This is a genomic window from Streptomyces sp. NPDC107500 (assembly GCF_055582785.1).
On the sequence record NZ_JBVJPF010000009.1, the window covers coordinates 245,243 to 272,152 of the forward strand.

General features: G+C 72.0%; 24 protein-coding genes. 6 read left to right on the top strand and 18 right to left on the bottom strand.

The window, feature by feature from the left end; all coding sequences use genetic code 11:
• Positions 1-7 precede the first annotated feature (7 nt).
• The 4 genes from ACZ67M_RS33080 to ACZ67M_RS33095 are packed head-to-tail and all read right to left on the bottom strand — an operon-like array spanning position 8 to position 4,650.
• Complete coding sequence (locus tag ACZ67M_RS33080) at positions 8-1,030, bottom strand: DUF2510 domain-containing protein (protein WP_392104126.1); 1,023 nt, start codon at positions 1,028-1,030, stop codon at positions 8-10.
• A gap of 37 nt (positions 1,031-1,067) precedes the next feature.
• A complete protein-coding gene (locus ACZ67M_RS33085; protein WP_385797133.1) occupies positions 1,068-1,850 on the bottom strand; it encodes a 3-oxoacyl-ACP reductase in 783 nt (260 codons plus the stop codon).
• A complete protein-coding gene (locus ACZ67M_RS33090; protein ID WP_469853868.1) occupies positions 1,847-3,277 on the bottom strand; it encodes an aldehyde dehydrogenase family protein in 1,431 nt (476 codons plus the stop codon). Before ACZ67M_RS33090 ends, ACZ67M_RS33085 begins: the two co-directional genes overlap by 4 nt.
• A gap of 8 nt (positions 3,278-3,285) precedes the next feature.
• Positions 3,286-4,650, bottom strand: a complete 1,365-nt coding sequence (locus tag ACZ67M_RS33095; protein ID WP_469853869.1) for a glutamine synthetase family protein — start codon at positions 4,648-4,650, stop codon at positions 3,286-3,288.
• 73 nt (positions 4,651-4,723) lie between these two features.
• Here ACZ67M_RS33095 and ACZ67M_RS33100 point away from each other — a divergent pair, with 73 nt between their 5' ends.
• Both ACZ67M_RS33100 and ACZ67M_RS33105 read left to right on the top strand, forming a co-directional pair.
• On the top strand, positions 4,724-5,458 hold the full coding sequence (locus tag ACZ67M_RS33100) for a FadR/GntR family transcriptional regulator (RefSeq protein WP_361360722.1): 735 nt from the start codon (positions 4,724-4,726) through the stop codon (positions 5,456-5,458).
• Between the two features lie 75 nt (positions 5,459-5,533).
• Positions 5,534-6,229 (top strand): gamma-glutamyl-gamma-aminobutyrate hydrolase family protein, encoded by a 696-nt coding sequence (locus ACZ67M_RS33105; protein WP_392239419.1) that lies wholly within the window; start codon positions 5,534-5,536, stop codon positions 6,227-6,229.
• A 27-nt stretch (positions 6,230-6,256) separates the two neighbouring features.
• Here ACZ67M_RS33105 and ACZ67M_RS33110 read toward each other — a convergent pair whose 3' ends face one another.
• Positions 6,257-7,204 (bottom strand): LysR family transcriptional regulator, encoded by a 948-nt coding sequence (locus tag ACZ67M_RS33110; RefSeq protein WP_361360720.1) that lies wholly within the window; start codon positions 7,202-7,204, stop codon positions 6,257-6,259.
• A 70-nt stretch (positions 7,205-7,274) separates the two neighbouring features.
• Here ACZ67M_RS33110 and ACZ67M_RS33115 point away from each other — a divergent pair, with 70 nt between their 5' ends.
• Positions 7,275-8,432, top strand: a complete 1,158-nt coding sequence (locus ACZ67M_RS33115) for a TDT family transporter (protein ID WP_385797141.1) — start codon at positions 7,275-7,277, stop codon at positions 8,430-8,432.
• Here the strand turns inward: ACZ67M_RS33115 and ACZ67M_RS33120 are convergent.
• From ACZ67M_RS33120 to ACZ67M_RS33135, 4 genes are all read right to left on the bottom strand, one after another.
• Positions 8,359-9,084 carry a helical backbone metal receptor gene (locus ACZ67M_RS33120; RefSeq protein ID WP_469853870.1) on the bottom strand — a complete coding sequence of 242 codons (726 nt, stop codon included), beginning with the start codon at positions 9,082-9,084 and terminating at the stop codon, positions 8,359-8,361. The genes ACZ67M_RS33115 and ACZ67M_RS33120 overlap by 74 nt on opposite strands.
• A complete protein-coding gene (locus tag ACZ67M_RS33125; RefSeq protein WP_352154770.1) occupies positions 9,081-9,650 on the bottom strand; it encodes a helix-turn-helix domain-containing protein in 570 nt (189 codons plus the stop codon). Before ACZ67M_RS33125 ends, ACZ67M_RS33120 begins: the two co-directional genes overlap by 4 nt.
• A gap of 409 nt (positions 9,651-10,059) precedes the next feature.
• Positions 10,060-12,672: an ABC transporter permease/substrate binding protein gene (locus ACZ67M_RS33130; protein ID WP_469853871.1), complete on the bottom strand. Its 2,613-nt coding sequence runs from the start codon at positions 12,670-12,672 to the stop codon at positions 10,060-10,062.
• A complete protein-coding gene (locus tag ACZ67M_RS33135; RefSeq protein ID WP_360888214.1) occupies positions 12,665-13,753 on the bottom strand; it encodes a quaternary amine ABC transporter ATP-binding protein in 1,089 nt (362 codons plus the stop codon). The genes ACZ67M_RS33130 and ACZ67M_RS33135 overlap by 8 nt, the downstream gene beginning before the upstream one ends.
• Before the next feature lie 193 nt (positions 13,754-13,946).
• Here ACZ67M_RS33135 and ACZ67M_RS33140 point away from each other — a divergent pair, with 193 nt between their 5' ends.
• On the top strand, positions 13,947-14,852 hold the full coding sequence (locus ACZ67M_RS33140; protein WP_392239421.1) for a 5'-3' exonuclease: 906 nt from the start codon (positions 13,947-13,949) through the stop codon (positions 14,850-14,852).
• A gap of 177 nt (positions 14,853-15,029) precedes the next feature.
• On the top strand, positions 15,030-15,872 hold the full coding sequence (locus ACZ67M_RS33145; RefSeq protein ID WP_469853872.1) for a siderophore-interacting protein: 843 nt from the start codon (positions 15,030-15,032) through the stop codon (positions 15,870-15,872).
• A 116-nt stretch (positions 15,873-15,988) separates the two neighbouring features.
• On the opposite strand, the gene ACZ67M_RS33150 is transcribed toward ACZ67M_RS33145, so the two are convergent.
• The gene (locus tag ACZ67M_RS33150; RefSeq protein ID WP_392014136.1) at positions 15,989-16,570 is read right to left on the bottom strand and encodes a GNAT family N-acetyltransferase; all 582 of its coding nucleotides are present in this window, start codon (positions 16,568-16,570) and stop codon (positions 15,989-15,991) included.
• 79 nt (positions 16,571-16,649) lie between these two features.
• Here ACZ67M_RS33150 and ACZ67M_RS33155 point away from each other — a divergent pair, with 79 nt between their 5' ends.
• Positions 16,650-17,618 carry an RluA family pseudouridine synthase gene (locus ACZ67M_RS33155; RefSeq protein WP_361360705.1) on the top strand — a complete coding sequence of 323 codons (969 nt, stop codon included), beginning with the start codon at positions 16,650-16,652 and terminating at the stop codon, positions 17,616-17,618.
• Here ACZ67M_RS33155 and ACZ67M_RS33160 read toward each other — a convergent pair.
• The 8 genes from ACZ67M_RS33160 to tatA form a co-directional block, all read right to left on the bottom strand.
• Positions 17,612-19,108 (bottom strand): cytochrome P450, encoded by a 1,497-nt coding sequence (locus ACZ67M_RS33160; protein ID WP_361360703.1) that lies wholly within the window; start codon positions 19,106-19,108, stop codon positions 17,612-17,614. The genes ACZ67M_RS33155 and ACZ67M_RS33160 overlap by 7 nt on opposite strands.
• A 54-nt stretch (positions 19,109-19,162) precedes the next feature.
• Complete coding sequence (locus ACZ67M_RS33165) at positions 19,163-19,783, bottom strand: GTP-binding protein (RefSeq protein WP_161329729.1); 621 nt, start codon at positions 19,781-19,783, stop codon at positions 19,163-19,165.
• A complete protein-coding gene (locus tag ACZ67M_RS33170) occupies positions 19,764-20,180 on the bottom strand; it encodes a DUF742 domain-containing protein (RefSeq protein WP_122617302.1) in 417 nt (138 codons plus the stop codon). The genes ACZ67M_RS33165 and ACZ67M_RS33170 overlap by 20 nt, the downstream gene beginning before the upstream one ends.
• Positions 20,177-20,554, bottom strand: coding sequence for a roadblock/LC7 domain-containing protein (locus tag ACZ67M_RS33175; RefSeq protein ID WP_167308645.1), 378 nt, complete (start codon positions 20,552-20,554; stop codon positions 20,177-20,179). The genes ACZ67M_RS33170 and ACZ67M_RS33175 overlap by 4 nt, the downstream gene beginning before the upstream one ends.
• Before the next feature lie 26 nt (positions 20,555-20,580).
• A complete protein-coding gene (locus tag ACZ67M_RS33180) occupies positions 20,581-22,203 on the bottom strand; it encodes a sensor histidine kinase (RefSeq protein ID WP_385797158.1) in 1,623 nt (540 codons plus the stop codon).
• A 367-nt stretch (positions 22,204-22,570) separates the two neighbouring features.
• Positions 22,571-25,423 carry a DEAD/DEAH box helicase gene (locus ACZ67M_RS33185; protein WP_361360698.1) on the bottom strand — a complete coding sequence of 951 codons (2,853 nt, stop codon included), beginning with the start codon at positions 25,421-25,423 and terminating at the stop codon, positions 22,571-22,573.
• Positions 25,424-25,490: 67 nt separating this feature from the next.
• Positions 25,491-26,441 (bottom strand): twin-arginine translocase subunit TatC, encoded by a 951-nt coding sequence (gene tatC, locus ACZ67M_RS33190; RefSeq protein ID WP_392014129.1) that lies wholly within the window; start codon positions 26,439-26,441, stop codon positions 25,491-25,493.
• 47 nt (positions 26,442-26,488) lie between these two features.
• Positions 26,489-26,776, bottom strand: a complete 288-nt coding sequence (gene tatA, locus ACZ67M_RS33195) for a Sec-independent protein translocase subunit TatA (RefSeq protein WP_122617306.1) — start codon at positions 26,774-26,776, stop codon at positions 26,489-26,491.
• Positions 26,777-26,910 lie beyond the last annotated feature (134 nt).

Below are 26,910 nucleotides of genomic sequence, written 5' to 3' on the forward strand. Positions count from 1 at the left end.
CGCGCCGTCAGTCCGTCGGGCCGATGCCGCTGCCCACGCCGCCGCCCGTGTCCGCGTCGCCGACGGGCCGGATGCCCTTGGTGATCCTGTCCATGTCGGCGAGCGGCGGCCCGTCCTCGCCCGCGTCGAAGACGTAGCGGACGAGGATCGGGGACTCGGTGCCGACGGTGGAGGGGAACACCAGCGACTGCACGTAGCCGCCGGGCCCCTTGGCCGTCTGCACGCGCCAGCGCACGTAGTAGCCCGCGCGTCCGGCGACCGCGACCTGCCCGGACGCCACCTCCTCGTGCGACTCGATGCCGCCGAACGGCTTGTTGCCGACCAGGTCGCGGTCGTACGCGTCGTCGGCGGCGTCCTCGATGTCCTGCCGGGCGAGGGTCTTCGGGGAGGACTCGGCGTTCGACGTGACGGTGCGGGAGACGACCATTCCGTGCCGGCACACGCCGCCGTCCGCCGGGCAGTCGTAGGTGCCGTCCGTGGTCATCATGACGTCGTCCTCGGCGACGTGCTCGGGCAGGACCCAGCCGTCCGGCAGCGGGAAGGTGACGCCGTTGAGCTGGTCCTCGACCACGGCGGGGTCGTCGGCGGAGGGTTCGGAAGGGGTGGGCGACGGCTCCTCGGTCACCGGCGCGGGGCCGGTGGCGGTCGGGGTGACGGGCGGGGCCTGCGTCTCGGGGCCGCCTCCGTCGTCCTCGCCCAGGACGAACACACCGGTGACGATCGCGGCGACCAGTACGGCCGCGGCGACGGTGAGGGCGACGGCCTTCCCTCGCCCGGTGCCGCCCTGCTGCCCCTGTCCACCGCCCGCGAACAGCGGCACGGTCGACGGCTGGCCGGGCTGCGCCGGGGGCGCCGCGTGCTGGGCCGCACCGTATCCGGTGGCCGCGGGCGAGCCGTACCCGGTGTCCCCGGGCGCTCCGTACCCGGTGGCTCCCGGTGCGCGCCGGTGCTCGGTCCAGGCCGTGCCGTCCCACCAGCGTTCCTGGTGGGCGGCCGACGGGTCGCGGTACCAGCCGGGCGGCGGCGTCATGCTCATTCCGGCACTGTAGGACGCCGCGCGCGGTGATCTACAGCGGTGTGACGTACGCCCCGGAAATCCCGCCGTCCACCAGGAAGTCGGTGGCGTTCACGAAGGAGGAGTCGTCGCTGGCCAGGAAGGCGACGGCGGCGGCGATCTCGTCGGCCTCGGCGAACCGCCCGACCGGAATGTGCACCAGGCGGCGGGCGGCCCGCTCGGGGTCCTTGGCGAACAGCTCCTGGAGGAGCGGGGTGTTGACCGGGCCGGGGCAGAGCGCGTTGACGCGGATGCCCTCCCGGGCGAACTGGACGCCCAGTTCGCGGGACATGGCGAGGACGCCGCCCTTGGACGCGGTGTACGAGATCTGGGAGGTGGCCGCGCCCATCCGCGCCACGAAGGACGCGGTGTTGATGATGGACCCCCGGCCCTGGCGCCGCATGTAGGGGATGGCCGCCTTGCAGCACAGGTATACGGAGGTGAGATTGACCTCCTGGACGCGCTTCCACGCCTCCAGGCCGGTCTCCAGGATCGAGTCGTCGTCGGGCGGTGAGATGCCGGCGTTGTTGAACGCGACGTCGACGCTGCCGTAGGTGTCGTACGCGGTACCGAAGAGCGCCTCGACCTGTTCGGGGTCGGTGACGTCGACCATGACGAATCTCCCGCCGACCTCCTCGGCCGCCGCCTTGCCCCGGGTCTCGTCGACGTCGCCGCAGACGACGTGCGCGCCCTCGGACGCGAGCCTGCGGACGGTCGCGAGGCCGATGCCGCTGCCGGCTCCGGTGACGACGGCGGTACGGCCGACAAGCCTGCGGCAGACGATCTCTTCGCTCACTGTGCGGGGCCCTCCGTGCTCGACGAGGCGGTGCTGATGAAGACGTTCTTGGTCTCGGTGAACGCGGTCAGCGCGTCCGGGCCGAGTTCGCGCCCGAGTCCGGACTGCTTGAAGCCGCCGAACGGGGTCCAGTAGCGGACGCTGGCATGGGAGTTGACGGACAGGTTGCCGGCGCGGACCGCGGCCGAGACGCGCAGGGCGCGGCCGACGTCCCGCGTCCACAGCGAGCCGGACAGGCCGTAGTCGGTGGCGTTGGCGAGGCGGACCGCGTCGGCCTCGTCCTCGAAGGGCAGCACGACGGCGACGGGCCCGAAGACCTCCTCGACGGCCACCCGGTCGTCCGGGTCCGCGCCGGTGAGGACGGTGGGCGGGAACCAGAAGCCGGGGCCGCCCTCGGGGGCCTTGCCGCGGATGCCGTCGGCGCCGTCGGGGACGTAGGAGCGGACGCGGTCCAGTTGGGCGCGGGAGATCAGGGGGCCCATGTCGGTGCTCTCGTCGGCCGGGTCGCCGACCCGGACGGAGCCGATCGCCGGGGCCAGGAGGGCGAGGAAGCGGTCGTACACCGGGCGCTGGACGAGGATGCGGGTGCGGGCGCAGCAGTCCTGGCCGGAATTGTCGAGGAAGGACATGGGGGTGGCGGCCGCGGCGGCCTCCACGTCGGCGTCGGCGAAGACGATGTTGGGGCTCTTGCCGCCGAGTTCGAGGGTGACGGGCTTGAGGAGCGCGGCCCCCTTGGCGGCCACCCGCCGGCCCACGGTCGTGGAGCCGGTGAAGACGATCTTCGCCACGCCCGGGTGCTGCACCAGGGCGTCGCCCGCGACCGGCCCGTGTCCGGGCAGCACCTGGAACAGCCCCTCGGGCAGCCCCGCGTCCAGGGCGAGTTCGGCGAGCCGCAGCGCGGTCAGCGGGGTCGTCTCGGCGGGCTTGAGGAGGACCGCGTTGCCCGCCGCGAGCGCCGGTGCCGTGCCCCAGGCGGCGATCGGCATCGGGAAGTTCCAGGGGGCGATGACGCCGACGACGCCGAGCGGTTCGAGGATCGTCACGTCCAGGCCGCCGGGCACCGGGATCTGGCGTCCGGTGAGCCGCTCCACTCCCCCGGCGGCGTAGTCGAGCAGGTCGCGGACGTTGCCGGCCTCCCAGCGGGCGTTGCCGATGGTGTGCCCGGCCTCGCGGACCTCCAGCCGGGCCAGTTCCTCCAGGTGCTCGTCGACGGTGGCGGCGAAGCGGCGCAGCAGCCGGGCCCGGTCGCCGGGGGCGAGGGCGGCCCAGGCGGTCTGCGCCCGGGCGGCCCGTACGACGGCGGCGTCGACGTCGGCCGCGGAGGCGGCGGGGACGGTGGCGACGACCTCTTCGGTGGCGGGGTTCAGTACCCGTAGTACGTCGGGCGGTTCGGCGGACGGACCGGACGGGTCGGGCAGGTCGGACAACGGGTGCCTCACATGCGTTCGAAGGAGCGGCGCAGTTCCCAGTCCGTGACGGCGGCGTCGTAGGCGTCGATCTCGACGCGCGCCATGTTGCGGTAGTGGGCGACGACCTCGTCCCCGAAGGCGGCCTTGGCGAGGGTGCTGTTCTCCCACAGCTCGGCGGCCTCGCGCAGGGTGGTGGGGACGTGGGCGTAGTCGGCGGTGTAGGCGTTGCCGGCGCAGGGTTCGGGCAGTTCCAGCCGCTGTTCGATGCCGTGCAGTCCGGCCGCCACCATGCCCGCCACCGCCAGGTACGGGTTGACGTCTCCGCCGGGCAGCCGGTTCTCGAAGCGCAGGGAGCGGCCGTGGCCGACGACGCGCAGGGCGCAGGTGCGGTTGTCGAGTCCCCAGGCGACGGCGGTCGGCGCGAAGGAGCCGGGCTGGAAGCGCTTGTAGGAGTTGATGTGGGGGGCGTAGAGGAGCGAGAACTCGCGCAGTGCCAGGAGTTGTCCGGCGAGGAAGTGCCGCATGACCTCGGACATGCCGCCCTCCTGGTCGCCGGCCATGACGGCGGCGCCGTCCTCGTCGGCGAGGGAGAGGTGGATGTGGCAGGAGTTGCCCTCGCGCTCGTTGTACTTGGCCATGAAGGTGAGGGACATGCCCTCCTGGGCGGCGATCTCCTTGGCGCCCGTCTTGTAGACCGCGTGCTGGTCGCAGGTGACCAGGGCGTCGTCGTAGCGGAAGACGATCTCGTGCTGGCCGGGGTTGCACTCGCCCTTGGCGGACTCGACGGTGAGCCCGGCGCCCGCCATCTCGTTGCGGATGCGGCGCAGCAGGGGTTCGACGCGGCCGGTGCCGAGCACCGAGTAGTCGATGTTGTACTGGTTGGCCGGGGTCAGGCCGCGGTAGTTCGCGTCCCAGGCCTGTTCGTAGGTGTCCCGGAAGACGATGAACTCCAGCTCGGTGCCGGCCCGTGCGGTCAGGCCGTGACCGGCGAGGCGTTCGAGCTGGCGGCGCAGGATCTGGCGGGGTGCGGCGAGCACCGGGGTGCCGTCCTCCCAGGCGAGGTCGGCGACGGCCATCGCGGTGCCCTCGTTCCAGGGCAGGCGGCGCAGGGTGGCCAGGTCGGCGTGCATGGCGAAGTCGCCGTAGCCGCGGTCCCAGGAGGACATCGCGTAGCCGTCCACGGTGTTCATGTCGGCGTCGACGGCGAGGAGGTAGTTGCAGCCCTCGGTGCCGTGGGCCAGGACCTCGTCGAGGAAGAAGCGGGCCGCGAAGCGCTTGCCCTGGAGGCGGCCCTGCATGTCGGGGAAGGCCAGGACGACGGTGTCGATGTCACCGGCGGCGACCAGGGCGTGCAGTGCCTCGACCCCGAGCGGGGGTGTGCGGTCTGGCACGGGGAGAGCCTCCTTTGGCCGGGAGCCATAAGGTATTGCCGGGAACCATTGGTTGGGAAGGGGGCGCGGCCGCATGCCGGAGGAAACCGGGGGGAGCGTGACGGACCGGCTCGCACCGGTGTTGCGGCCGGTGCGGGCCGGCAACGGCTTCGAGGAGGCGCTGGAGCAGATCCTTCAGGTGGTCAGGCTGGGCCTGGTGGCCGGGGGCGAGCGGCTGCCGGCCGAGCGGGAGCTGGCGGAGCGGCTCGGGATCAGCCGGGTGACCCTGCGCGAGGTGCTGCGGGTGCTCCAGGACCAGGGTCTGGTGGAGGCCCGGCGGGGGCGGTACGGCGGAACGTTCGTGCTGCCGCGTGCGGACGCCGGCGGCGAGGACGAACTGCGGCGGCGGGTGGCCGGGGTCGACATCGAGGACGTACTGCGCTTCCGCGAGGTGCTGGAGGTGGGCGCGGCCGGGCTGTGCGCGGCGCACGGGCTGACGGACGGCCGGGCGGCGCGGCTGAGCGAGTCCCTCGCCGCGACCCGGGACGCGCCACTGGCGGAGTACCGGCGGCTGGACACGAGGCTGCACCTCACCCTCGCGGAGCTGTGCGGGTCGGCGGCGCTCGCGGCGCAGTACGCGGCCGTCCGGGCCACCCTGAACGACCTGCTGGACTGCATCCCGCTGCTGGTGCGCAACCTGGAGCACTCGCAGCGGCAGCACACGGCGCTGGTGGAGGCCGTGCTCGACGGGGACGCGGACGCGGCCCGCGAGATCACGCGGGAGCACTGCGCGGGGACGGCGGCGCTGCTGCGGGGGTTCCTGACGTGAGAGTGCCGCGCGGGCGTGTCCCACGCGGGCAAAGGTATGAGGACGGTCCATAGCGGCGGGCGGAGGGCTCGGATGGTGGCGGACAGACCGCTGATCGGCGTCAGCACGTACCTGGAGACCGGGGCGCGCTGGGGCGTGTGGGAACTGGAGGCGGCGCTGCTGCCCGCCGGGTATCCGCGGCTGGTGCAGCGGGCGGGCGGCCTGGCGGTGATGCTGCCGCCGGACGCGCCGGAGCACGCCGCGGCGACGCTCGCCCACCTCGACGGGCTGGTGATCGCGGGTGGCCCGGACGTGGAGCCGGTCCGCTACGGCGCGACCACGGACCCTCGCACCGGCCCGCCCGCGCGCGCCCGCGACACGTGGGAGCTGGCGCTCATCGAGGCGGCCCTGGCCGCGCACGTCCCGCTGCTGGGCGTCTGCCGCGGCATGCAGCTCCTCAACGTCGCCCTGGGCGGCACCCTGGTCCAGCACATCGAGGGCCACGCCGAGGTGGTGGGCGTCTTCGGCGGTCACCCGGTCAAGCCGGTACCGGGCACGCTGTACGCCGGTGTGGTCCCCGAGGAGACCTTCGTCCCGACCTACCACCACCAGGCGGTGGACCGCCTCGGCACCGGCCTCACCCCGTCGGCCCACGCGGCGGACGGCACGGTGGAGGCCCTGGAACTCCCGTCCGCGCCCGCCTGGGTCCTGGGCGTGCAGTGGCACCCGGAGATGGGCGAGGACGTACGGGTGATGCGGGCTCTGGTGGAGGCGGCGGCGCGGCCCTCCTGAGCTTGGAGGGCGGACACGCCGAGCCCTCTACACCCGCGTCAGCGACAGCAGTTGCCGTGCCGGCCCCGTCGGCCGGTGCCCCGTGGGCCACACCGCCCGCAGGTCGCGGGCCAGGGTGACGTCCGCGAGGGGGACGCTCACCAGGCGGCGGGTGGTCAGTTCCTCGCCCACCGCGAGTTCGCTGAGGACGGAGGGGCCGGCGCCGCTCACCGCCGCCGCCTTCACGGCCGTGGTGGACGACAGCTCGATCAGGGGGCGGGCCAGGCCGCCCAGGGCCGCGTCCAGGACCTGCCGGGTGCCGGAGCCCTTCTCGCGCAGGATCAGCGGGGTCGAGGCCAGTTCCGAGGCGGCCAGCGGGCGCCGGCGGCGGGCCCAGGGGTGGCCCGGCGCGGTGACGACGACGAGGCGGTCGTGGGCGATGACCGCGGAGTCAAGGCCGGCGGGGACGCTGACGCCCTCCACGAAGCCGAGGTCGGCCTCGTCGGCCAGCAGTCGTGCCGCCACCGTCGCCGAGTTGCCGGCGAGCAGGGAGACCGCCGTGTCGGGCAGCTGGGTGCGCAGGGCGACCAGCCAGCCCGGCAGCAGGTACTCGGCGATCGTCATGCTCGCCGCCACCCGCAGCCGAGAGTCCCGCCGGTCCCGCAGCGCCTGCGCGCCCGCGTCGAACGCCTCGGCGGCCTCGACGATCCGCCGCGCCCAGTCCGTGACCAGCACGCCCGCGTCCGTCAGCCGGGAGCCGCGCGGCGAACGGTCCACCAGCGCGACCCCCAGCTGCCGCTCCATCGACCGGACGCGGCTGCTGGCGGCCGGCTGCGTGATGCCCAGCTCGCGCGCGGCGCCGCCGAGGCTGCCCAGCCGGGCCACGGCCAGCAGCAGCTCCATCGCGCCGAGGTCGGGGACCCGGTGCGCCAGCGAACCCGGCACACCCTGACCGCCCTGACCGGCCCGCTCACCCTCCGCACTGCTCCTGCTCATAACCCCAGCTTATGCCCTCATAGAGGCATGGTCCCTGGTCAGCGGCGTCGGCCGCGATGATCGTGGACGCATGGTCACCGTCGCCCAGCCCCAATCCCCCGCCGCGGCCCCTGCCCGGCGCGTCCCGGCCGTCCGCCATCTCGGGCCCAACTGGTACGCCTGCGTCATGGGCACCGCTGTCGTGGGCGGCGCCGGAGCCGCGCTGCCGGGACACATACCCGGGCTGCGCCCCGTGTGCACCGCGTTCTGGGCGCTGTCCCTCGTCCTCCTCGCGGTGCTGCTGGCGGCCCGTTCCCTGCACTGGCACCACCACCGGGACCAGGCCCGCGCGCACCTGCTCGACCCGGCCGCGGCCCCGTTCTACGGCTGCCTGTCGATGGCCCTGCTGGCCGTCGGCGGCGGCGCCCTGACGGTCGGCCGGGACTGGATCGGCACCTCGGCGGCGGTCGCCCTGGACGCCGTGCTGTTCACCGCCGGTACGGCCGTCGGGCTCGCGGCGGCGGTCGCCGTGCCGTACCTGATGGCCGTACGGCACCGGGTGGAGCCGGGGCAGGCCAGCCCGGTGTGGCTGCTGCCGCTGGTCGCGCCCATGGTGTCGGCGGCCGTCGGTCCGCTGCTGGTCCCGCACCTCCCGCCGGGACAGCCCCGCGAGACGCTGCTGCTCGCCTGCGTCGCGCTGTTCGGGGTGAGCCTGCTCGCGACCCTGGTGACCCTGCCGGTGATCTTCGGCCGGCTGCTCACCGGCGGCCCGCTGCCGCTCGCGCTCACCCCGTCGCTGTTCCTGGTCCTGGGCCCGCTCGGGCAGTCCACGACCGCCGTGGGCCAGTTCGCGGACGTGGCCCCGGGCGTCGTTCCGGCGCCGTACGCCGAGGGCTTCGGGGTGCTCGCGGTGCTCTACGGCGTGCCGGTGACCGGCTTCGCGCTGATGTGGCTGTGCCTGGCCACCGCGCACGTGGTGCGGGCGCGCCGCGAGGGCATGCGCTTCTCGATGACGTGGTGGTCGTTCACCTTCCCGGTGGGCACCTGTGTCACCGGCGCGGAGGCCCTGGCCCGGCACACCGGGCTCGTCGTCTACGACGGGCTCACGGTCGTCCTGTACGCCGTGCTGGTCACGGCCTGGGCGGTCGCCGCCGTGCAGACGACGCGCGGCCTGTTCAGCGGTGTGCTGCTCGCAGGGCCGCGGCCAGCGCCCGGGGCGCCTCGGCCAGTGACGGCCCGTACCACGTGAGGTACCGCCCGTCGACGAGGGCGCAGGACAGACCGGGGAACGCCTCCGGACCGTCGTCGGCGGTGAAGCGGTACGGCTCGTCCGGCAGGACCACGACGTCCGGGCGGGCCGCCCGCAGGTCCTCGACGGGGATCTTCGGATACCGCTCGGGGTGGGAGGCGTGGAGGTGGTCGACGCCCAGGCGGGACAAGACGTCACCGGCGAAGGTGTCGCGGCCCAGCACCATCCAGGGCCGGCGCCAGATCGGCACCACGGCGGTGCGGCGCTCCCCGGGCGGCGGGGACGGCAGTGCCGACCAGGCCGCCTCGGCCTCGTCGAGCCACCGGGGCCGGGAGGGGGCACCGCAGGCGGTCAGCACGCGGTCCAGCTCGGTCCACGCCTGCGCCACGGTGCGCACCTCGGTCACCAGCACCTCGACGCCCGCCTCGCGCAGGGCGTCCAGGTCGGGGGCGCGGTTCTCCTCCTCGTTGGCGATCACCAGGTCGGGGGCGAGGGCGATGATCCGGTCGGTCTTCGGGTTCTTGGTGCCTCCGACCCGTACGGCGTCGAGCCCGGCCGGGTGGGTGCACCAGTCGGTGGCACCGGCGAGGACACCGGGGCGGGTACGCGCCACCGCCTCGGTCAGGGAGGGCACCAGGGAGACCACCCTCACCGGCGGGGCCCCTCCCGGACCGCCTCGATGTGCTCGGCGACGGCGACCACGACCAGCCGGGTGTCGGGCACCGTGGCCCGCCACCGGTGCCGCACGCCGCCCGTGAGGTACAGCGTGTCGCCCCGGCCCAGCCGGTAGGCGCGGCCCTCGGCCTCGATCTCCACGGCGCCCTCGGCGACGAACATCAACTGGTCGTTGCGGTACTGGAGTTCACGGCCCACATCATGGTCGCCGGTGAACTCGGAGGCGTGCATCTGGTGGTGCCCGCGCACCAGCGAGCGCACCTTGGGGGCCAGCTCGGGGTCGGGGTCCTCGTTGCGGACCACGTCGACGCTGCACGCGGGGTCGGCGGCGGCGAGCAGCTCCACGGCGGTGGTGCGCAGGGCGTCGGCCACCTTCTCCAGGGAGCTCTGACTGGGCCGCGCCCGGTCGTTCTCGATCTGGCTGAGGAAGGGGACGGACAGGCCGCTGCGCTCGGACACCACGGCGAGCGTCAGGTCGAGGGAGCGTCGCCGGCGCCGCACGGCCGCGCCGACCCGGAGGTGCTGATCCTTGTGGTCGCCCATCGCTCCGGCTCCCTCCTTCACCCGTCGTCGTGCCGCCGCGGTGCCCGTTTCGGGTCGCCGTCCTCCTGATGAGTTCTCTGCACCCTACGCATGTTCGGCAAACCGTTTCATGCGGCCGTCACATCGATGTCACGGTGCGGTGGCCGGGACCTCACAGTTCTCGCCACGCGCGGGCCGGTCCGTCCCACGTGCCGGACGCCTTACCGGTTCAAGGCGCGGACGGCCCCGCGTGTTCCCGCCAGCCCCTCCCGCCCCGGTGAGGCGATGCTCGGGCAGGGGGTTGGCGCTCCGTGGTTGTCCAAATCCTTACCGTGTCCCCGGCCGACACGACCCGAGGGGTGGGCCCGGCCGCGCGCCGTCAGGAGGCGCTGCCGGGCCCACCCCTCGGGGTGACCTGTGTGCGGTACTACTACGGGGTCATCCGGCCCACCATGTCCGGGTGCTCCTCCAGCCAGGCCGCGACGGCTTCCTCCTCGTGGCCCTGACCGCGGTCCTTGATCTCGGCCTCCAGCGTGCCCAGCTCGTCCTCGCTCATGTGGAAGTTCTTGATCCACTTGGTGAGCTGCGGGTACTGCTCGGGGAACTTCTTGCTGGAGATGGTGCGGATCGTGTTGCCCTCACCGAAGGCCTTCTTGGGGTCCTTCAGCTTGGTCAGCTCGTAGTCGCTGTACGCCCAGTGCGGGGACCACAGGGTGACCGCGACCGGCTCCTTCTTGGCGTAGGCGCGCTTCAGCTCGGCCAGCATGGCCGGGGTGGAGCCGTCCACGATCTCGTACTCGTCCTCCAGGCCGTAGCCCGGCAGCACCTCGTCCTTGGCGAGCTGCATCTCACCGGTGCCGGGCTCGATGCCGATGATCTTCCCGTCGAAGAGATCGGCCTTGCCCTTGAGGTCCGCGAGGGACTTGACGTCCTTCACGTAGGAGGGGACGGCGATCTCCAGGGAGGTCGGTTCGTACCAGGTGCCGAGGTCGGTGAGGTTGTCCTTGTTCTTGTCCCAGTAGTTCTTCTGGGCGTGGGGCAGCCAGGCGTCGAAGTTGAGGTCGAGATCGCCCGAGGCCAGACCGGTGTAGACCGGGCCGACGTCCATCTGCTTCAGGTTCATCTTGTAGCCGCGGCGCTCCAGGACGTTCTTCCACAGGTAGGTGACGGCGACGTCCTCCTCCCACGGGAACCAGGCCACGTCCAGGGCGCGCTTCGCCTCGGCCGGGGTGGCGCCGCCGGCGCCCGCGACCGGGGCGAGCTTGTCGACGAGGTCCGGGTTGCTCTTCAGCCAGGTGCGGACGGCGTCCTGCTGCTTGCCCTTGCCGGCCTTGTTGATCTCGGCCTCCAGGCTGGTGAGCTGCTTCTCGTCCAGCTTGAAGTCCTTCATCCACTTGGCGGCGGTGGGGTCGTCGCCGGCGAAGCCCTTGCGGGAGAGCGTGTGCACGCCGTCGCCCTTGCCCCAGGCGCCCTTGGGGTCCTTGAGCTTCTTCAGGTCGAGGTCGTTGTACGCCCAGTGCGGGGACCAGAGCGTGACGACGATCGGTTCCTTCTTGCTCATGGCCCGCTTCAGCTCGGCCAGCATCGCCGGCGTGGAGCTGTCGACGACCTTGTACTCCTTGTCGAGGCCGTACTCCTTGGAGACCTTGTCCTTCAGCAGGGCCATCTCGCCGGCGCTGGACTCGATGCCGGTGATCTTGCCGCCGAACTGGCCGGCCTTGCCCTTGAGGTCCGCGAGCGAGTTGACGTCCTTCATGTACGCCGGGACGGTCAGCTCCAGCGACGTGTTGTCGTACCAGGAGCCGAGGTCGTCGAGCCGGTCGCCGTACTTCTTCCAGTACTGGGCGTGGGTGGTCGGCAGCCAGGAGTTGGTGACGATGTCGATGTCGCCCTGGGCCAGGGAGGTGTAGAGCGGTCCGGCGTCGAACTGCTTGGCCTCGACCTCGTAGCCGCGCTGTTCGAGGATCTCCTTCCACAGGAACGTGGAGGCGACGCCCTCGTCCCACGGCACGTAGCCGAGGGTGACCTTCTTGCCCTGGCCGACGTTCTTGCCGTTCGCGACGGCCTCCGAGTCGCCGGAGCCACCGAAGACGCCCATGCCGCCGGCCACCAGGCCGAGGATGACGACGCCGATGACGGCGACCTGCGGGCGGGGGCGGTAGGACCAGATCTTCAGGCCGCCCATGCTGCGGGCCTTGGCGGCGGCGCGGCGGCCGAGCGGCGACACCTGGGTGCCGAGCGCGCTGGTCATGCGGTCCAGGTAGATCGCGAGGATCACGATGGCCACACCGGACTCGGAGCCGAGACCGACGTTCAGCTGACCGATGGCCTCGTTGACGTCACCGCCGAGGCCGCCGGTGCCGACCATGCCGGCGATCGCGGCCATGGACAGGCCGAGCATGATGACCTGGTTGACGCCCGCCATCACCGTCGGCAGGGCCAGCGGGAGCTGGACGCGCAGCAGGGTGTTGCGGGGGGTGGTGCCGAAGGCCTCGGCGGCCTCGACCAGTTCCTTGTCGACCTGGCGGATGCCCAGCTCGGTCATGCGCACGCCGGGGGCGAGCGCGAAGATCAGGGTGGCCACGATGCCGGCGGAGGCGCCGGTGCCGAAGAACAGGATGGCCGGGATGAGGTAGATCATCGCGGGCAGCGTCTGCATGAAGTCGAGCACGGGCCGGACGATGCCGCTGACCCGGTCGGAGCGGGCCGCCCAGATGCCGACGGGTACCGCGACCACCAGGGCGATGATCGTGGCGACGAGCACCAGCGACAGGGTGATCATCGCGTTCTCCCACAACTCCATGGAGTCGATGAACGCGAATCCCACGAAGGTGAGCACACCGGCGAGCGTGCCGCGCAGCCAGAAGGCGATGACCGCGAAGATGCCGGCGAGGAGCAGCGGTTCGGGCGCCTGGAGGACGGCGTTGATGCCGTCGTAGGTGCCGGTGAAGACGGTCTTCAGGAAGTCGAAGAGCCACGCGACGTGTTCGAGCAGCCAGTCGACGGTGCTGTTGACCCAGTCGCCGAGCGGGATCCTAGGCACGGGCCATCACCTTCTCCGGACCCTGGTCGCGCGGGCTGTCGCAGGTGCCGGGCTCGGCCTGCTCGTCCCCGAGGAAGCCGACGAGGCGGCGGGTGGGGACGACGCCGACCAGCTCGCCGTCGCCGTCGACGACCGCGACGGGGTGCGGGGTGCGGGCGCTGATCGCGCACAGGTCGGTGAACGACGTCTCCGGGGTGGCCGTCTCGCAGTCGCAGTCGGCCTCGTCGCCGCGCACGTCGGTCTCCATCACGGCGGCGGTGGTCAGCACGCGGGAGCGGTCGACGTCCTGGGTGAAGGAGGCGACGTAGTCGTTGGCGGGGCGCATCAGGATGTCCTGCGCGGTGCCTATCTGAACGATCCGGCCGTCGCGCATCATGGCGATGCGGTCACCCAGGCGCATGGCCTCGTTGAGGTCGTGCGTGATGAAGACGATGGTCTTCTTCAGGGTCTTCTGGAGTTCCAGCAGCTGGTCCTGCATGTCACGGCGGATCAGCGGGTCCAGGGCGCTGAACGACTCGTCCATCAGCAGCAGATCGGCGTCCGTGGCGAGCGCGCGGGCCAGGCCCACGCGCTGCTGCATACCGCCGGACAGCTCGTCGGGCCAGGACTTCTCCCAGCCGGCCAGGCCGCACAGGGCGAGCGCCTCGTCGGCGCGGCGTTCGCGCTCGGCGCGGGGCACGCCCTGCACTTCGAGACCGTAGGCAGCGTTGTCACGGACGCTGCGGTGCGGGAAGAGCGCGAAGTGCTGGAAGACCATGCTGATGTTCTTGGAGCGGACGTCGCGCAGCTTGCGCTCGCCGATCTCGGTGAGGTCCTGACCGCCGAAGCGGACGTGCCCGGCGGTCGGCTCCAGCAGACCGTTGAGCATGCGCAGCAGCGTGGACTTGCCGGATCCGGACAGTCCCATGACCACGAAGATCTCGCCGGGCTCCACGGTGAACGACGCGTCGATGACGGCGGCCGTGGTGCCGTCGGCGTGCAGTTCCTTCCGCACGTCCCCCTGGCGCAGTCGTTCGACTGCCTGGTCCGGTTTCCTGCCGAAGACCTTGAACAGGCCCTCGGCTTCTAGTCTCGCTGACACGCTTACCTCTTGCATCGGGGACAGGGACAGGGTGTGAAGCCTCGCTAACAGTTGAATGCATCAACCAGCTTCGACCCGGCTGCGCGCCTGCCCCGATGCTTATGTACCAAACACATGAGTGACCCAGTTCACACGTCCTCCCTCACTCGTCCACACGCTCTGCGGCATGATGCGAGGCGTGACCGGACGACTGATGCTTCTCGACACCGCCTCCCTCTACTTCCGCGCCTACTTCGGCGTGCCGGACTCGGTGCGGGCCCCCGACGGCACGCCGGTGAACGCCGTGCGCGGCCTGCTCGACTTCATCGACCGCCTCGTGAAGGACCACCGGCCCGACCACCTGGTCGCCTGCATGGACGCCGACTGGCGCCCGCACTGGCGGGTGGAGCTGATCCCCTCGTACAAGGCGCACCGCGTCGCCGAGGAGCGCCCCGCGGGCCCCGACGAGGAGGAGGTGCCCGACACGCTGTCACCGCAGGTGCCGGTCATCGAGGACGTCCTCGACGCGCTCGGCATCGCCCGCGTCGGCGTGGCCGGGTACGAGGCGGACGACGTCATCGGCACGTACACCGCGCGGGCGGAGGGTCCCGTGGACATCGTCACCGGCGACCGGGACCTCTACCAGCTCGTCGACGACGCCCGCGGCGTGCGCGTGCTGTACCCGGTCAAGGGCGTGGGCACCCTCAACCTCACCGACGAGGCCGCACTGCGCGAGAAGTACGGCGTCGACGGCCGCGGATACGCCGATCTGGCGCTGCTGCGCGGCGACCCGAGCGACGGCCTGCCCGGTGTGGCCGGCATCGGCGAGAAGACGGCGGCCAAGCTGCTGGCCGAGTTCGGGGACCTGGCGGGCATCCGGGCCGCCGTGGACGACCCGAAGGCGAAGCTCACGCCCTCGCAGCGCAAGCGGCTCACCGAGGCCGGGCCGTATCTGGACGTCGCCCCGAAGGTCGTCCGGGTCGCCGACGACGTGCCGCTGCCGGACGTGGCCACCACGCTGCCGCACGGACCGCGCGACGCCGCGGCGCTGGACGCCCTCGCGGCGCGCTGGGGTCTGGGCGGATCGCTGCACCGGCTGCTGACGACGCTCACCGCCTGAGCGTGCGGCGCAGGCAGACAATGCCTGCGCGGCGCGTCGGCTCCCGCACGAGGGGAAGTCGTACTCTGCGTGCGGAACGTCGCGGATCTCCCCTTCGTGACGCGGTAAGCGGGAAGGGGATGCTAACTTAGGTGAACCTAACTCAGTGATCCGCACGCAGTGAGCAGGGAGGCCGTCATGGCAGACCGTCCGGCACGCAAGCCGCGCAAGCCGCACACCGCACAGGTCGTCCGCACCGAGCGGCTGACCCCGCACATGCAACGTGTGGTGATCGGCGGCGAGGGACTGGCCGATGTCTCCGCGGACACCTGTACCGACCACTACGTGAAGCTGCTGTTCGCCGCCGAGGGCGTGACCTATCCCGAGCCCTGGGACGCCGACCGGATCCGCGAGGAGTTCCCCCGCGACCAGTGGCCGGTGACCCGCACGTACACCGTGCGCCACTGGGACGCCGCGCACCTCGAGATGACGCTGGACTTCGTCATCCACGGCGACGAGGGGCTGGCCGGCCCCTGGGCCAAGCGCGTCCGGCCGGGCGAGACCGTCCGCTTCATGGGCCCCGGCGGCGCCTACGCCCCCGACCCGGCGGCCGACTGGCACCTGCTGGCCGGCGACGAGAGCGCCCTGCCGGCGATCGCCCGCTCCCTGGAGGCGCTGCCCGACGGCGCCCGAGCCTTCGCGTTCGTGGAGGTCGACGGGCCCGAGGAGGAGCAGAAGATCGACTCCGACGTGGAGGTCGTCTGGCTGCACCGCGGCGCCCGTCCGGTGGGCCAGTCGCTGGTCGAGGCGGTGCGCGCGCTGGACTTCCCCGAGGGGCGCCCGCACATCTTCGTGCACGGCGAGGCGGCCTGCGTCAAGGAGCTGCGCCGCTATCTGCGGATGGAGCGGGAGATCTCCCGCGACGACCTGTCGATCTCCGGCTACTGGCGGCTCGGCCACAACGAGGACGGCTGGCAGGCCTCGAAGCGCGAGTGGAACGCCCGCATCGAGGCCGAGCAGGAGGGCACCCCGGCGGCCTAGCCCCCGCTCGACGCCGTCCCGGGGCGAAGCCCGCCACGAAGCCCCGAACGCGCCGGTCAGGCCCGCCATGGCCGACCGCCCGGCGAAGCGACACCGGCGTGCAGGCCCACGCCCGCTCAGTCCCCGCGCACCCGCGCGTGCAGATGCATGTCGTGCCAGCCGTCCGGATGCAGCACGGCCCTGCGCTTGACGCCCTCCGGCGCGAAGCCCGCCTTGTGGGCCACCCGGCAGGACGCTTCGTTGGCGACCGCGTGGGTGAGTTCCAGGCGCTGGAAGCCGACCTCGTCCAGGGCCCAGGCGGCCAGCGTCCTCGCGGCGCGGGCCGCGACGCCCCGGCCGCGGGCGGCCGCGGTGGTCCAGTAGGCGACCTCGGCCAGTCCGTCCCAGAACACCATCTCCCGCAGGGCGACCCGGCCGACCAGCAGACCGTCGGCCGCCCCGACGACGGCCCACTGGGCGTTACGCTCCCGCTCCCAGCCCTGCCGCCAGTCGGCGATCCAGCCGCGCACCTCGTCCTCGGAGTCGGCGGAACGGACGTGCCACTGGTGCATCAGCGGGTCCTGGAAGGCCGCGTGGACGGCGGGCGCGTCCTCGTCGCGCCACGGGCGCAGCAGCAGCCCGTCCCCCGTGGAGAGCCTGGGCTGCGGGGTGCCGGAGAGGGTGCCTGCGGCGAGGACCGGGTGCGTCAGATAGGGCATGCCCGGCATCCTGCCAACCGGCGGCACCGCCGGCCCAGCGTTTTTCCGGCACCGCCGGCCGCCTCGTAGGCTGGCGGTGATGAGACGCCGCACTCCTCCCCCGCCCTCGCCCCTGCCGCAGCGCGACGGCATCGACGCGATGCGGGTGCGGCTGCCCGCGCACGGCCCGTGGTCCACGGTGCGCGAGCACCTGGCGGAACGGCTGTCCGGCGCGGGCGCCGGCGTCGTCGACGGCATGTTCGCCGCCGGGCTGTTCGTCGCGGCGGACGGACGAGCGGTGCCGGCGGACGCGCCGTACGAGCCGGGGATGTTCGTGTGGTTCCACCGCGAGACGCCCGCCGAGGTGCCAGTCCCCTTCCCACTGGAGGTCGTGTACCGCGACGCGCACATCGTCGTCGCCGACAAACCCCACTTCATGGCCACCACCCCGCGCGGCGGCCACGTCACCGAGACCGCGCTGGCCAGGCTGCGCCGGGAGCTGGACCTCCCCGCGCTCGGTGCCGCGCACCGCCTGGACCGGCTCACCGCGGGACTGGTCCTGTTCATCGTGCGCCCGGAGGAACGCGGCGCGTACCAGAGCCTGTTCGGCGAGCGCCGGGTGCGCAAGGAGTACGAGGCCGTCGCCCCGTACGCCCCCGGGCTCGCCCTCCCCCGGACCGTGCGCAGCCGCATCCTCAAGGAACGCGGGATCCTGGCCGCCCGCGAGATCGAGGGCGAGCCCAACGCCGTCACCCGCGTCGAACTGACCGCGCACCACCGGGCCCCGGGCGGGGGTCCGGAGCTGGGGCGGTACCGGCTGGTGCCCGGCACCGGCCAGACCCACCAGCTGCGGGTGCACATGAACAGCCTCGGCGTGCCGCTCCTCGGCGACCCCCTCTACCCCGAGGTGACCGCCCCCGTGCCGGCCGGCGACTTCCGGCGCCCGCTGCAACTGCTGGCGCGGGAGCTGGGGTTCACCGATCCGGTCACGGGGCGCGAGCACCGCTTCCGCAGCGGACGGTCCCTCGGGGCATGGACGGCGTACGAGGAGTGGGCCGGCTCTCAGTAGCCGCGCCACCAGAGCAGGAAGCGCTGCCAGGCACCGCGCGGCCGGGGCTGCTCGGGGAACGGCACGGGCTGGGGCGGCGCGGCGTTCGCGGGCACCGGCTGCGGCGGGTGCGACGGGACCGGCGGCTGCGTCCGCTCTTCCGGTTTCGGGATGCCGACGTGCCAGTCGGGGCGCCGCGCGGGGGCGGGCGCGTGGCTCGGCTGCTGCATGATGTCCTGCTGCTCCTTGGGCTCGAACCGCACCGGCAGTTCCACCAGGTGCCGGGAGGCGATCGAGGACCGCCACCGCAGGTCGTCCTCGTCGCAGGCGAGCTGCACGTCGGGCAGCCGCATCAGCAGCGCGTCGATGCCCGCGTCGGCGATGGCGCGCCCGATGTCCTGCCCCGGGCACTCGTGCGGGCCGCCGCCGAAGGCGAGGTGGGAGCGGTTGCCCATCATGCTCGCGTCGAGGTCGGGGCGGATGCGCGGGTCGACGTTGCCCGGCGCGATGCCCAGCAGCAGTCCGTCGCCGGCCCGGATGCGCTGCCCGCCCAGTTCCGTCTCCTGCTTGGCGAAGTAGGCGAACACCGTGCTGAACGGCGGCTCGTCCCACAGCGACTGCTCGACCGCCTCCGGCACCGTCATCTGCCCGCCGCTGAGCTGGGCGCGGAAGCCGGGGTCGGTCAGCACCACGCGCAGCACGTTGCCGATGAGGTTGACGGTCGCCTCGTAGGCGGCCAGGAGCACCACCCGCAGGTGCTCCCTGACCTCGTCGTCGGTGAGCCCGGCGGGGTGGTTGACGAGGCGCCCGGCGATGTCGTCCCGCGGGTTGGCCCGACGTGCCTCGGTGAGCCGCCCCAGCGCCTCCATGACGTAGGCGTGGCTGGCGATCGCCGTATCGGTGCCCTTGAGGGTGTCGCGGGCCGCTTCCACCATCCGGTCGCTGTACTCGTCGGGCATGCCGAGGAGGTGGCACATCACGCCCATCGGCAGGTGCTCGGCGAACTGTCCGACGAGGTCGGCGCGGCCCTCCTCGCAGAACCGGTTGACGATGCGCTGGGTGTAGCGCTTGATGTGCCGGCGCAGCTCCCGGTAGTCGAGGTCGGACATGGCGCTGGTGACCGCGCCGCGCAGTCGCTTGTGCTCGTCGCCCTCGGCGTGCGAGCAGATGGGCTGCCAGGCGATGTGCGGCATCAGCGGGTGGTCGGGTTTGACCATGCCCTCGTTGAGCGGGTTCCAGATCCGGCTGTCGCGGCAGAACTGGGCGGGGGTGCTCACCATGTGCAGGTTCTCGGCGTGTCCCAGGACCACCCACACGGGTACGTCGTCGTGGAGCAGCGCGGGCGCCACCGGCCCGTGCCGCTCGCGCAGTTCGTCGTACAGCTCGTTCAGGTCGTCCGCCTCGTGCAGCCGGTGCAGTCCGCCCGGCCCGAGCCCGTGCGCGGGGCAGCCGGGGGGTGGGTCGAGCAGGGGGTTGCCCGTTCCGGTCGGGGAGTGGCGTTCAGGCGTCACAGTCTCGCTCCGCAGCAGAAGTGTGGGTCAAGGGGGTGGGTCGTCCGGGCACGGTCAGGTGAGCGCGCCCTTCATCGCGAGGGAGTGCAGGAAGCGCATCAGGGTCATCAGGACGTCGCGGCTGGAGGCACGGCGCCGTACGTCGCAGTCGAGGATGGGGATCTCCTCGGGCAGGTCGAGCGCGGTCCGCAGCTCCGCGACGGGGTAGCGGGGCGCGTCGGGGAAGGTGTTGACGGCGACCACGAAGGGCACGCCGCGTTCCTCCAGGCGCCCCATGACGTCGAAGCTGACCTCCAGACGGCGGGTGTCGACCAGGACGACCGCGCCGAGCGCGCCCTCGAACAGGCCGTTCCACAGGAACCAGAAGCGTTCCTGGCCGGGTGTGCCGAAGAGGTACAGCACCAGTTGGTCGGTGATGCTGATGCGGCCGAAGTCCATGGCGACCGTGGTGGCGGTCTTGGAGGCGGAGCCGTAGTTGTCGTCGACGCCGATGCCGGCCTGGGTCATCGTCTCCTCGGTGGTCAGCGGTCTGATCTCGCTGACCGAGCCGACCATCGTGGTCTTGCCGACGCCGAAGCCGCCCACGATGACGATCTTCACGGCCGCCTCGGCGGTGTGCGGCAGCCGGTCCTCGGTGCGTGGGCCGGGGATCGTGTCAGAGCTTTTGAAGTCCATGCATCACCGCTTCGAGGAGGTTCCGGTCGGCCACCTTCTGGCGGACGATCGAGGCGCGGGCCTGCACCAGTTCCGCCGCCAGCAGGTCGGTGAGCAGCACGGTCACCACACTGAACGGCAGGCTCAGGTAGGCCGACAGCTCGGCTACGGACAGGGGTGCGGCACACAGCCGCAGCAGGGCGGCCTGTTCCGGGGTGGCGGAGACCGGGGGGTCCGCGCGGGCCACGATCAGGGTGACCAGGTCGATGTCGGCGCGCTCGCCGTTGCCCTCGCCGCCGATGACGAAGAGCCGCTCGGGGTTGCGGGTCTCGCCCTCTTTGCCGGGTGGGGCGGGGCCGGTGGACTCGGCGGGCCGGTCCGGTCCGGGAGTTCGCCTCTGGCGTTGGGGAGGAGTCATACGGTCTGCCCGTTGCGCCGCGCGGGACTGGTGAGATGGGGGCCGATGCGGGCGACCAGGTCGGCCATGCTCAGGCCCATCCGGCCGGGTTCGCAGCGGACGTCGGAGAGCACGGCGAGGTAGGCGTTGGGGCCCGCGGCCATCAGGTAGAAGTAGCCGCCGTTCATCTCGATGAGCACCATCTTCATGTCGCCGTCGCTGGTGGGGATCTCCTGGCTGACGGCGCTCGCCAGGCTCTGCAGGCCCGCGCAGGCGGCGGCGACCCGGTCGGCGGCGTCGGGGTCCCCCGAGTAGCGGGCGATGCGCAGGCCGTCGGCGGAGAGCACGACGATCATCTCGATGCCCGGGACGCCGTCGTAGAGGTCCCGGAGCATCCAGTCGAACTTGCCTTGCTGCTCGATCACTTGAGGTTCCCCTCGTCGTCTGCCGGGGCGTGGGCCGGCTCGTCACTGCTGGACTGCTGGTGGGCCTGGGTGAGGCCCGGGTGCTGCTTGAGGCCCTCCCAGAAGGCCCCGATGAAGTGCCCCGGCGGGAGGCCCTGGTCCTTGTGCTGCGCGGGCTCGGGCTCCGCGGGCGCCGGGATGCCGTTGCGGGCGCGTTCGGCGGCCAGGCGGGCCTCGCGCTCGGCGTCCTCGCGCTCCCAGACCGCCTGTTCGGCGAGGCGCTGGCTGAGCGGCATCTTGACCCGGCTGCGGCGCTGCGGCAGGCCGCCCGCCGTCCACTCGGTGACCTCGGGGACGTCGTCCTCCATGGAGACACCGGCCGGGATGCGCGGGCTGGTGGGGCGGCGCTTCTTGGGCTTGCGCTGCGGTCCGGGCAGCGCGTCAGGGCCCGGGGTGGGGATCGAGGTCGCGCCGATGCCGTGGGCGAGGCCGACGCCGGGCTCGGTGGTCATCATCTTGCTCGGCACGATGAGGATGGCGCGGACCCCGCCGTACGCGGAGGCCCGCAGCGAGACGTCCATGCCGAACTGCGTGCACAGCCGGCCGACGACGGACAGGCCCAGGCGCGGGTGGTGGGCGAGGTCCTGCACGTCGGTGCCGCGCTTGGCCTGTTCCAGCAGGCCCTCGATGCGGGCGCGGGACTCCTCGCTGAGGCTGACGCCGGCGTCCTCGATCTCGATGCAGACACCGCTCTGCACCTCGGTCGCGGTGACGTGCACCTTGGACGCGGGCGGTGAGTAGCGGGTGGCGTTGTCGAGCAGCTCCGCAGCGGCGTGGATGACCGGTTCGACCGCGGTGCCCTTGATGTTGACCTTGGCGATGGAGGCCAGGTTGATCCGGCGGTACTCCAGGATGCGGGACATGGCGCCGCGCAGCACGCTGTAGAGGGCGACCGGCTCGGGCCACTGGCGTCCGGGCCGGCCGCCGCCGATCACGGAGATGGAGTCGGCGAGGCGGCCGATCAGCGAGGTGCCGTGGTCGATGCGCAGGAGGTCGTCGAAGACCTCGGGGTTGCGCCCGTGGTCCTCCTCCATCTCGCGGAGTTCCTTGTTCTGCTGGTGGACGATCGCCTGGACGCGGCGGGCGATGTCGACGAAGGAGCGCTCCGCGGACTCGCGCATGGAGTCCTGGTGGTCGACGATGTCGCAGACCATGCGGATCAGCCGGCGCTGGGGCTCGCCGAGTTCGGTGTAGGCGGGGTTCACCTCGCCGAGGCGGCGCATCACCTCGCCGGGCGTGTTGCCCCTGCGCATGAAGTGCAGCACGTCGGGCAGCACGACGGCGCCGAGCTCGACCATCTCCTCGTGGTGGTTCGCCGCCCGGTGTTCCAGATACGCGCTGTGACGGGCGTGCGCGGCGCGCTCGGCCCGCAGCGCACGGCCGCGGCGTACCGCTTCGGCCGCCGCGGAGACCACCAGCACGGTGGCGACGGCACCGCACAGGCCGACGGCGAGCCGGGCCGGTTCCGTCACGAGGGCGACGGCGGCCCCGGTGGCCGCGGCCATCAGTATGGCCGGCAGCAACAGCGTTCGCGCGTAGGGAAGTTCACGGCGACCTGGAGGGGAATCAACACTCACCATGTAGGCCCTCTGAAAACGAATCGGCTGGGATGGGGGAGCTTGCGACGGGGTATGTCTGGGAGCTGTCGGGATGATCGACGCATAGGGAACAAGCGCGCGATTACACCTCAACTCGGTGCGCTGCGGGCGAGCTTAGTCCGAGCGGATCATCGCCGTGTCATATTCAGCAACCGCCTGAAACGGGCCTCGGGGCTGGAGTAAGGTCGGCACTTTTGCACGCCGGGGAATCATTCGAACACGATGCGTGAGCGTGTTCGGGTGTGCGAAATTCACTCACCGTGATGAGGGAATGGCGCCGGACTTCCCCGCGAACGCGCGAAGGCCCGGCGGTCTCCCGCCGGGCCTTCGTCGTATGCCGTCCGTCCGGCTAGCCCACGGACGAGTAGGCGACCACTCCGCGCAGCAGTTCCTCGACCGCCTTGCGCGCGTTCTTCGGCACGGTGGAGCCCTGGGCGGGTGCGGCGGCCGCGATCTGGCCGAGGACGTCGATGACCTGCTTGCACCAGCGCACGAAGTCGCCCGCCGGCATCTCCGCCTCGCGGAGCACCTCGTCGAGGCCCTTGCCGGACGCCCACATGTACGCCGCCCAGGCGAAGCCGAGGTCGGGCTCGCGCTGGCCGACGCCCTCGGTCTGGCTGATCCGGAAGTCCTCCTCCAGGGCGTCGAGGCGGCCCCAGATGCGGACCGTCTCGCCGAGCGCGGCCTTGGCCTTGCCCGAGGGCACCTTCGGCGCCATCGCGTCGTCGGCGACCCGGGACTCGTAGACCAGGGCCGAGACGCAGGCGGCCAGTTCGGCCGGGGCGAGCCCTTCCCAGACGCCCTCGCGCAGGCACTCGCTGGCGAGCAGGTCCAGCTCGCCGTAGAGCCGGGCGAGACGCTTGCCGTGCTCGGTGACCTCGTCGCCGCGCAGGTAGTCCAGCTCGGTCAGCAGCGCGACGATCCGGTCGAAGGTGCGGGCGATGGTGTTCGTCCGGCCCTCGATCCGGCGCTCCAGCTGCGAGGTGTCGCGCAGCAGCCGGTGGTAGCGCTCGGCCCAGCGGGCGTGGTCCTCGCGGTCGTCACAGCCGTGGCAGGGGTGGGCGCGGATGTCCTTGCGCAGCCGGGCGATCTCCCGGTCGTCGGCGGCCTGCGCCCGCTTCTTGCGGGCCCGCTCCGGCGGGATGTGACCGGCCTTGGTGCGCAGCGCCGAGGCGAGGTCGCGGCGGGACTGGGGCGAGCGCGGGTTGAAGGACTTCGGGATGCGCATCCGCTCCAGCGCCTCGACGGGCACCGGGAAGTCCATCGACGCCAGCCGCTTGACCTGCCGCTCGGCGGTGAGCACCAGCGGGCGGGGTCCGTCGTGGTGCTCGAAGCCGCGGTGGCCGTTGGACCGGCCGGCGGGCAGGCCCGGGTCCAGCACCAGGGCGAGGCCCGCGTACTTGCCCGTCGGCACGTGGATGACGTCGCCCGGCTTCAGCTTCTCCAGCGCGACGGCGGCCTCGGCGCGCCGCTGGTTGACGCCCTGCCGGGCCAGCTCGGTCTCCCGGTCCTTCAGCTCACGGCGCAGCCGCGCGTACTCCTCGAAGTCGCCGAGGTGGCAGGTCATGGAGGCCTGGTAGCCCTCCAGCCCTTCCTCGTTGCGCTGCACCTGCCGGGAGATGCCGACGACCGACTTGTCCGCCTGGAACTGCGCGAAGGAGGTCTCCAGCAGCTCCCGCGAGCGGTGCCGGCCGAACTGCTCGACCAGGTTGACGGCCATGTTGTACGACGGCCGGAAGCTGGAGCGCAGCGGGTAGGTGCGGGTGCCGGCCAGTCCCGCGAGGTGCTCGGGGTTCATGCCGCGCTGCCACAGCACCACGGCGTGGCCCTCGACGTCGATGCCGCGCCGGCCGGCCCGGCCGGTGAGCTGGGTGAACTCGCCGGGGGTGATGTCGGCGTGCTGTTCGCCGTTCCACTTGACGAGCTTCTCCAGCACCACCGAGCGGGCGGGCATGTTGATGCCGAGGGCGAGGGTCTCGGTGGCGAAGACGGCCTTCACCAGTCCGCGGACGAACAGTTCCTCGACGACCTCCTTGAACGTCGGCAGCATGCCCGCGTGGTGGGCGGCGATGCCGCGCTCGAGGCCCTCCAGCCACTCGTAGTACCCCAGGACGTGCAGGTCCTCGGTCGGGATGGAGGCGGTGCGCTCCTCCACGAGGGCGCGCACCCTGTCCCGCGCGTCCTCGTCGTTGAGCCGCAGCCCGGCGTAGAGGCACTGCTGGACTGCCGCCTCGCAGGCGGCGCGGCTGAAGATGAAGGTGATCGCCGGCAGCAGTCCCTCGGAGTCGAGCCGCTCGATGACCTCGGGGCGGCTGGGCGTCCACACCCGGGAGCGCTGCCGGCGCTCGCGCTCCCGGTCGGCCTCCTTCATGGCACGGCCGCGCCTGCGGTCCTGGTAGGACGGGCGGCTCGCCTCCATGCGCGCCATGCGCGTGAGGTCCGGGTTGACGGCTCTCTTGCGGCCCTCGCCCTCCTCGAACAGGTCGTACATCCGCCGCCCGGCGAGCACGTGCTGGAACAGCGGCACGGGCCGGTGCTCGGAGACGATCACCTGGGTGTCGCCGCGGACGGTGTCGAGCCAGTCGCCGAACTCCTCCGCGTTGGACACGGTCGCCGACAGTGACACCAGGGTCACCGACTCGGGGAGGTGGATGATCACCTCCTCCCACACGGCGCCGCGGAAGCGGTCGGAGAGGTAGTGCACCTCGTCCATGACCACGTGTCCGAGGCCGAGCAGGGTCTGGGAACCCGCGTACAGCATGTTGCGCAGGACCTCGGTGGTCATGACGACGACCGGGGCCTCCGAGTTGACGCTGTTGTCACCGGTGAGGAGGCCGACGCGGTCCGAGCCGTAGCGGCGGCACAGGTCGGCGTACTTCTGGTTCGACAGTGCCTTGATGGGCGTCGTGTAGAAGCACTTCTTGCCCTGCTGGAGGGCGAGGTGGACGGCGAACTCGCCGACGATCGTCTTGCCGGAACCCGTGGGCGCGGCCACCAGCACGCCCTTGCCCGCCTCGAGGGCCTGACAGGCCTCGATCTGGAAGGGGTCGAGGCCGAAGTCGTACATCTCGCGGAAGGAGGCGAGCGCGGTGGCCTGCTCGACAGCGCGCTGACGGGCTGCCGCGTACCGCTCGGCCGGTGAGAGATCCTCTGTCATCGTGCTTTCGAGCGTACCGGGCCGCACTGACAACAGGACGATCATTATCGGGAACGGCCCTGTGGGGGTTCCGTGGGGGGCGGCGACGCCTGCCGTCACCGCCCCGGTGGCGCTAGGTCACGTCGTCGTAGCCGTTGACCCGGTCCTTCGTGGCCTGCTCGGGCAGGGCCCGGGCGGTGGTCACGGCCTCGACCTCGCCGACGCTCTCGGGGGTCAGGTCCAGGTCCGACGCCTCGTCGTCGTCGGGCTCCAGGGCCTCGCGACGGGCCCTGCGGCGGTCGTTGACCAGGGAGACGGCGACGGCGGCGAAGTACAGCACCCAGATCGGCCCGGCCAGCAGGATCATGGTGAGCGGGTCCGTGCTCGGCGTGGCGATGGCCGCGAAGAGCGTGATGCCCATGATCATCGCGCGCCACCAGCCGAGCATCCGCCTGCCGGACAGCACCCCGGTGAGGTTGAGCATCACGAGCAGCAGGGGCAGCTCGAAGGAGAGCCCGAAGACGATCACCATGCGGGTCACGAGGTCGAGCAGATCGTCCAGCGGCAGCAGGTTGTCGACTTCGCTGGGCGTGAACTCGATCAGCACCTCCGCGGAGGTGGGCAGCACCGCGTAGGCGAAGTAGGCGCCGATGAGGAACAGCGGGGCGCCGGTGGCGACGAACGCGTAGGCGTACTTCTTCTCGTTGCGGTGCAGACCCGGGGCGACGAACGCCCACAACTGGTAGAGCCAGACCGGCGAGGCCAGCACGATGCCCGCCGTCAGCGACACCTTCAGCGCCAGGGTGAACGGGCCGAGGAGACCGTTGATGGTGATCTGCGCGCACGGCTCGGAGCCGGCCGTCGACTCGGCCAGCTCCGCGAAGGACTTCTCACAGCCGATCGAATCGAGGATCGGCTCGGTGAGGACGTTGATGATCTCCTGGTAGAAGAAGGCCGCGACGACGGTGACGGCGACGATGGCCAACAGTGCCTTCGCGAGCCGGTTGCGGAGCTCACGAAGGTGCTCCGCCAGGGGCATCCGCCCCTCCGGGTCCCTCTCCTTGGTGCGGGCAGGCTTCAGCAACCCACGTTCCCATCTCGTGCGGCGGGCCGGAGGTCACCGGCCCTGCGTCAGCGCTTGGTCGTGTCCGTCGGCTCGTTGACCGGGCGGGAGCTGGTCACGTCACCGGGGGCGGCCTGGATGGTGCGCTGCGCCGCGGACTGCTCGGGGTTCGGCGGGTCGGCGGGGGCGGACGAGTCGTTCTTGCCCTCGCTCTTCATCGCCTTGGCCTCGCTCTTGAGGATGCGCGCGGACTTGCCGAGGGAGCGCGCCATGTCCGGAAGCTTCTTCGCGCCGAACAGCAGGATGATGACGACGAGGATGAGAATGATCTCGGGGGCTCCGAGCCTTCCGAACATAAGTCTTTACCTTCTCACCGAGGCGGCTGGGTGGGTGCTGTCCGACCGGTCGGACACACGTCCGATCGATCGTCTTGTGCAGCGATCGTAACGCTCAGGGGTGAACGTGAGGCAATCCCCGTGCGTACTCCCGT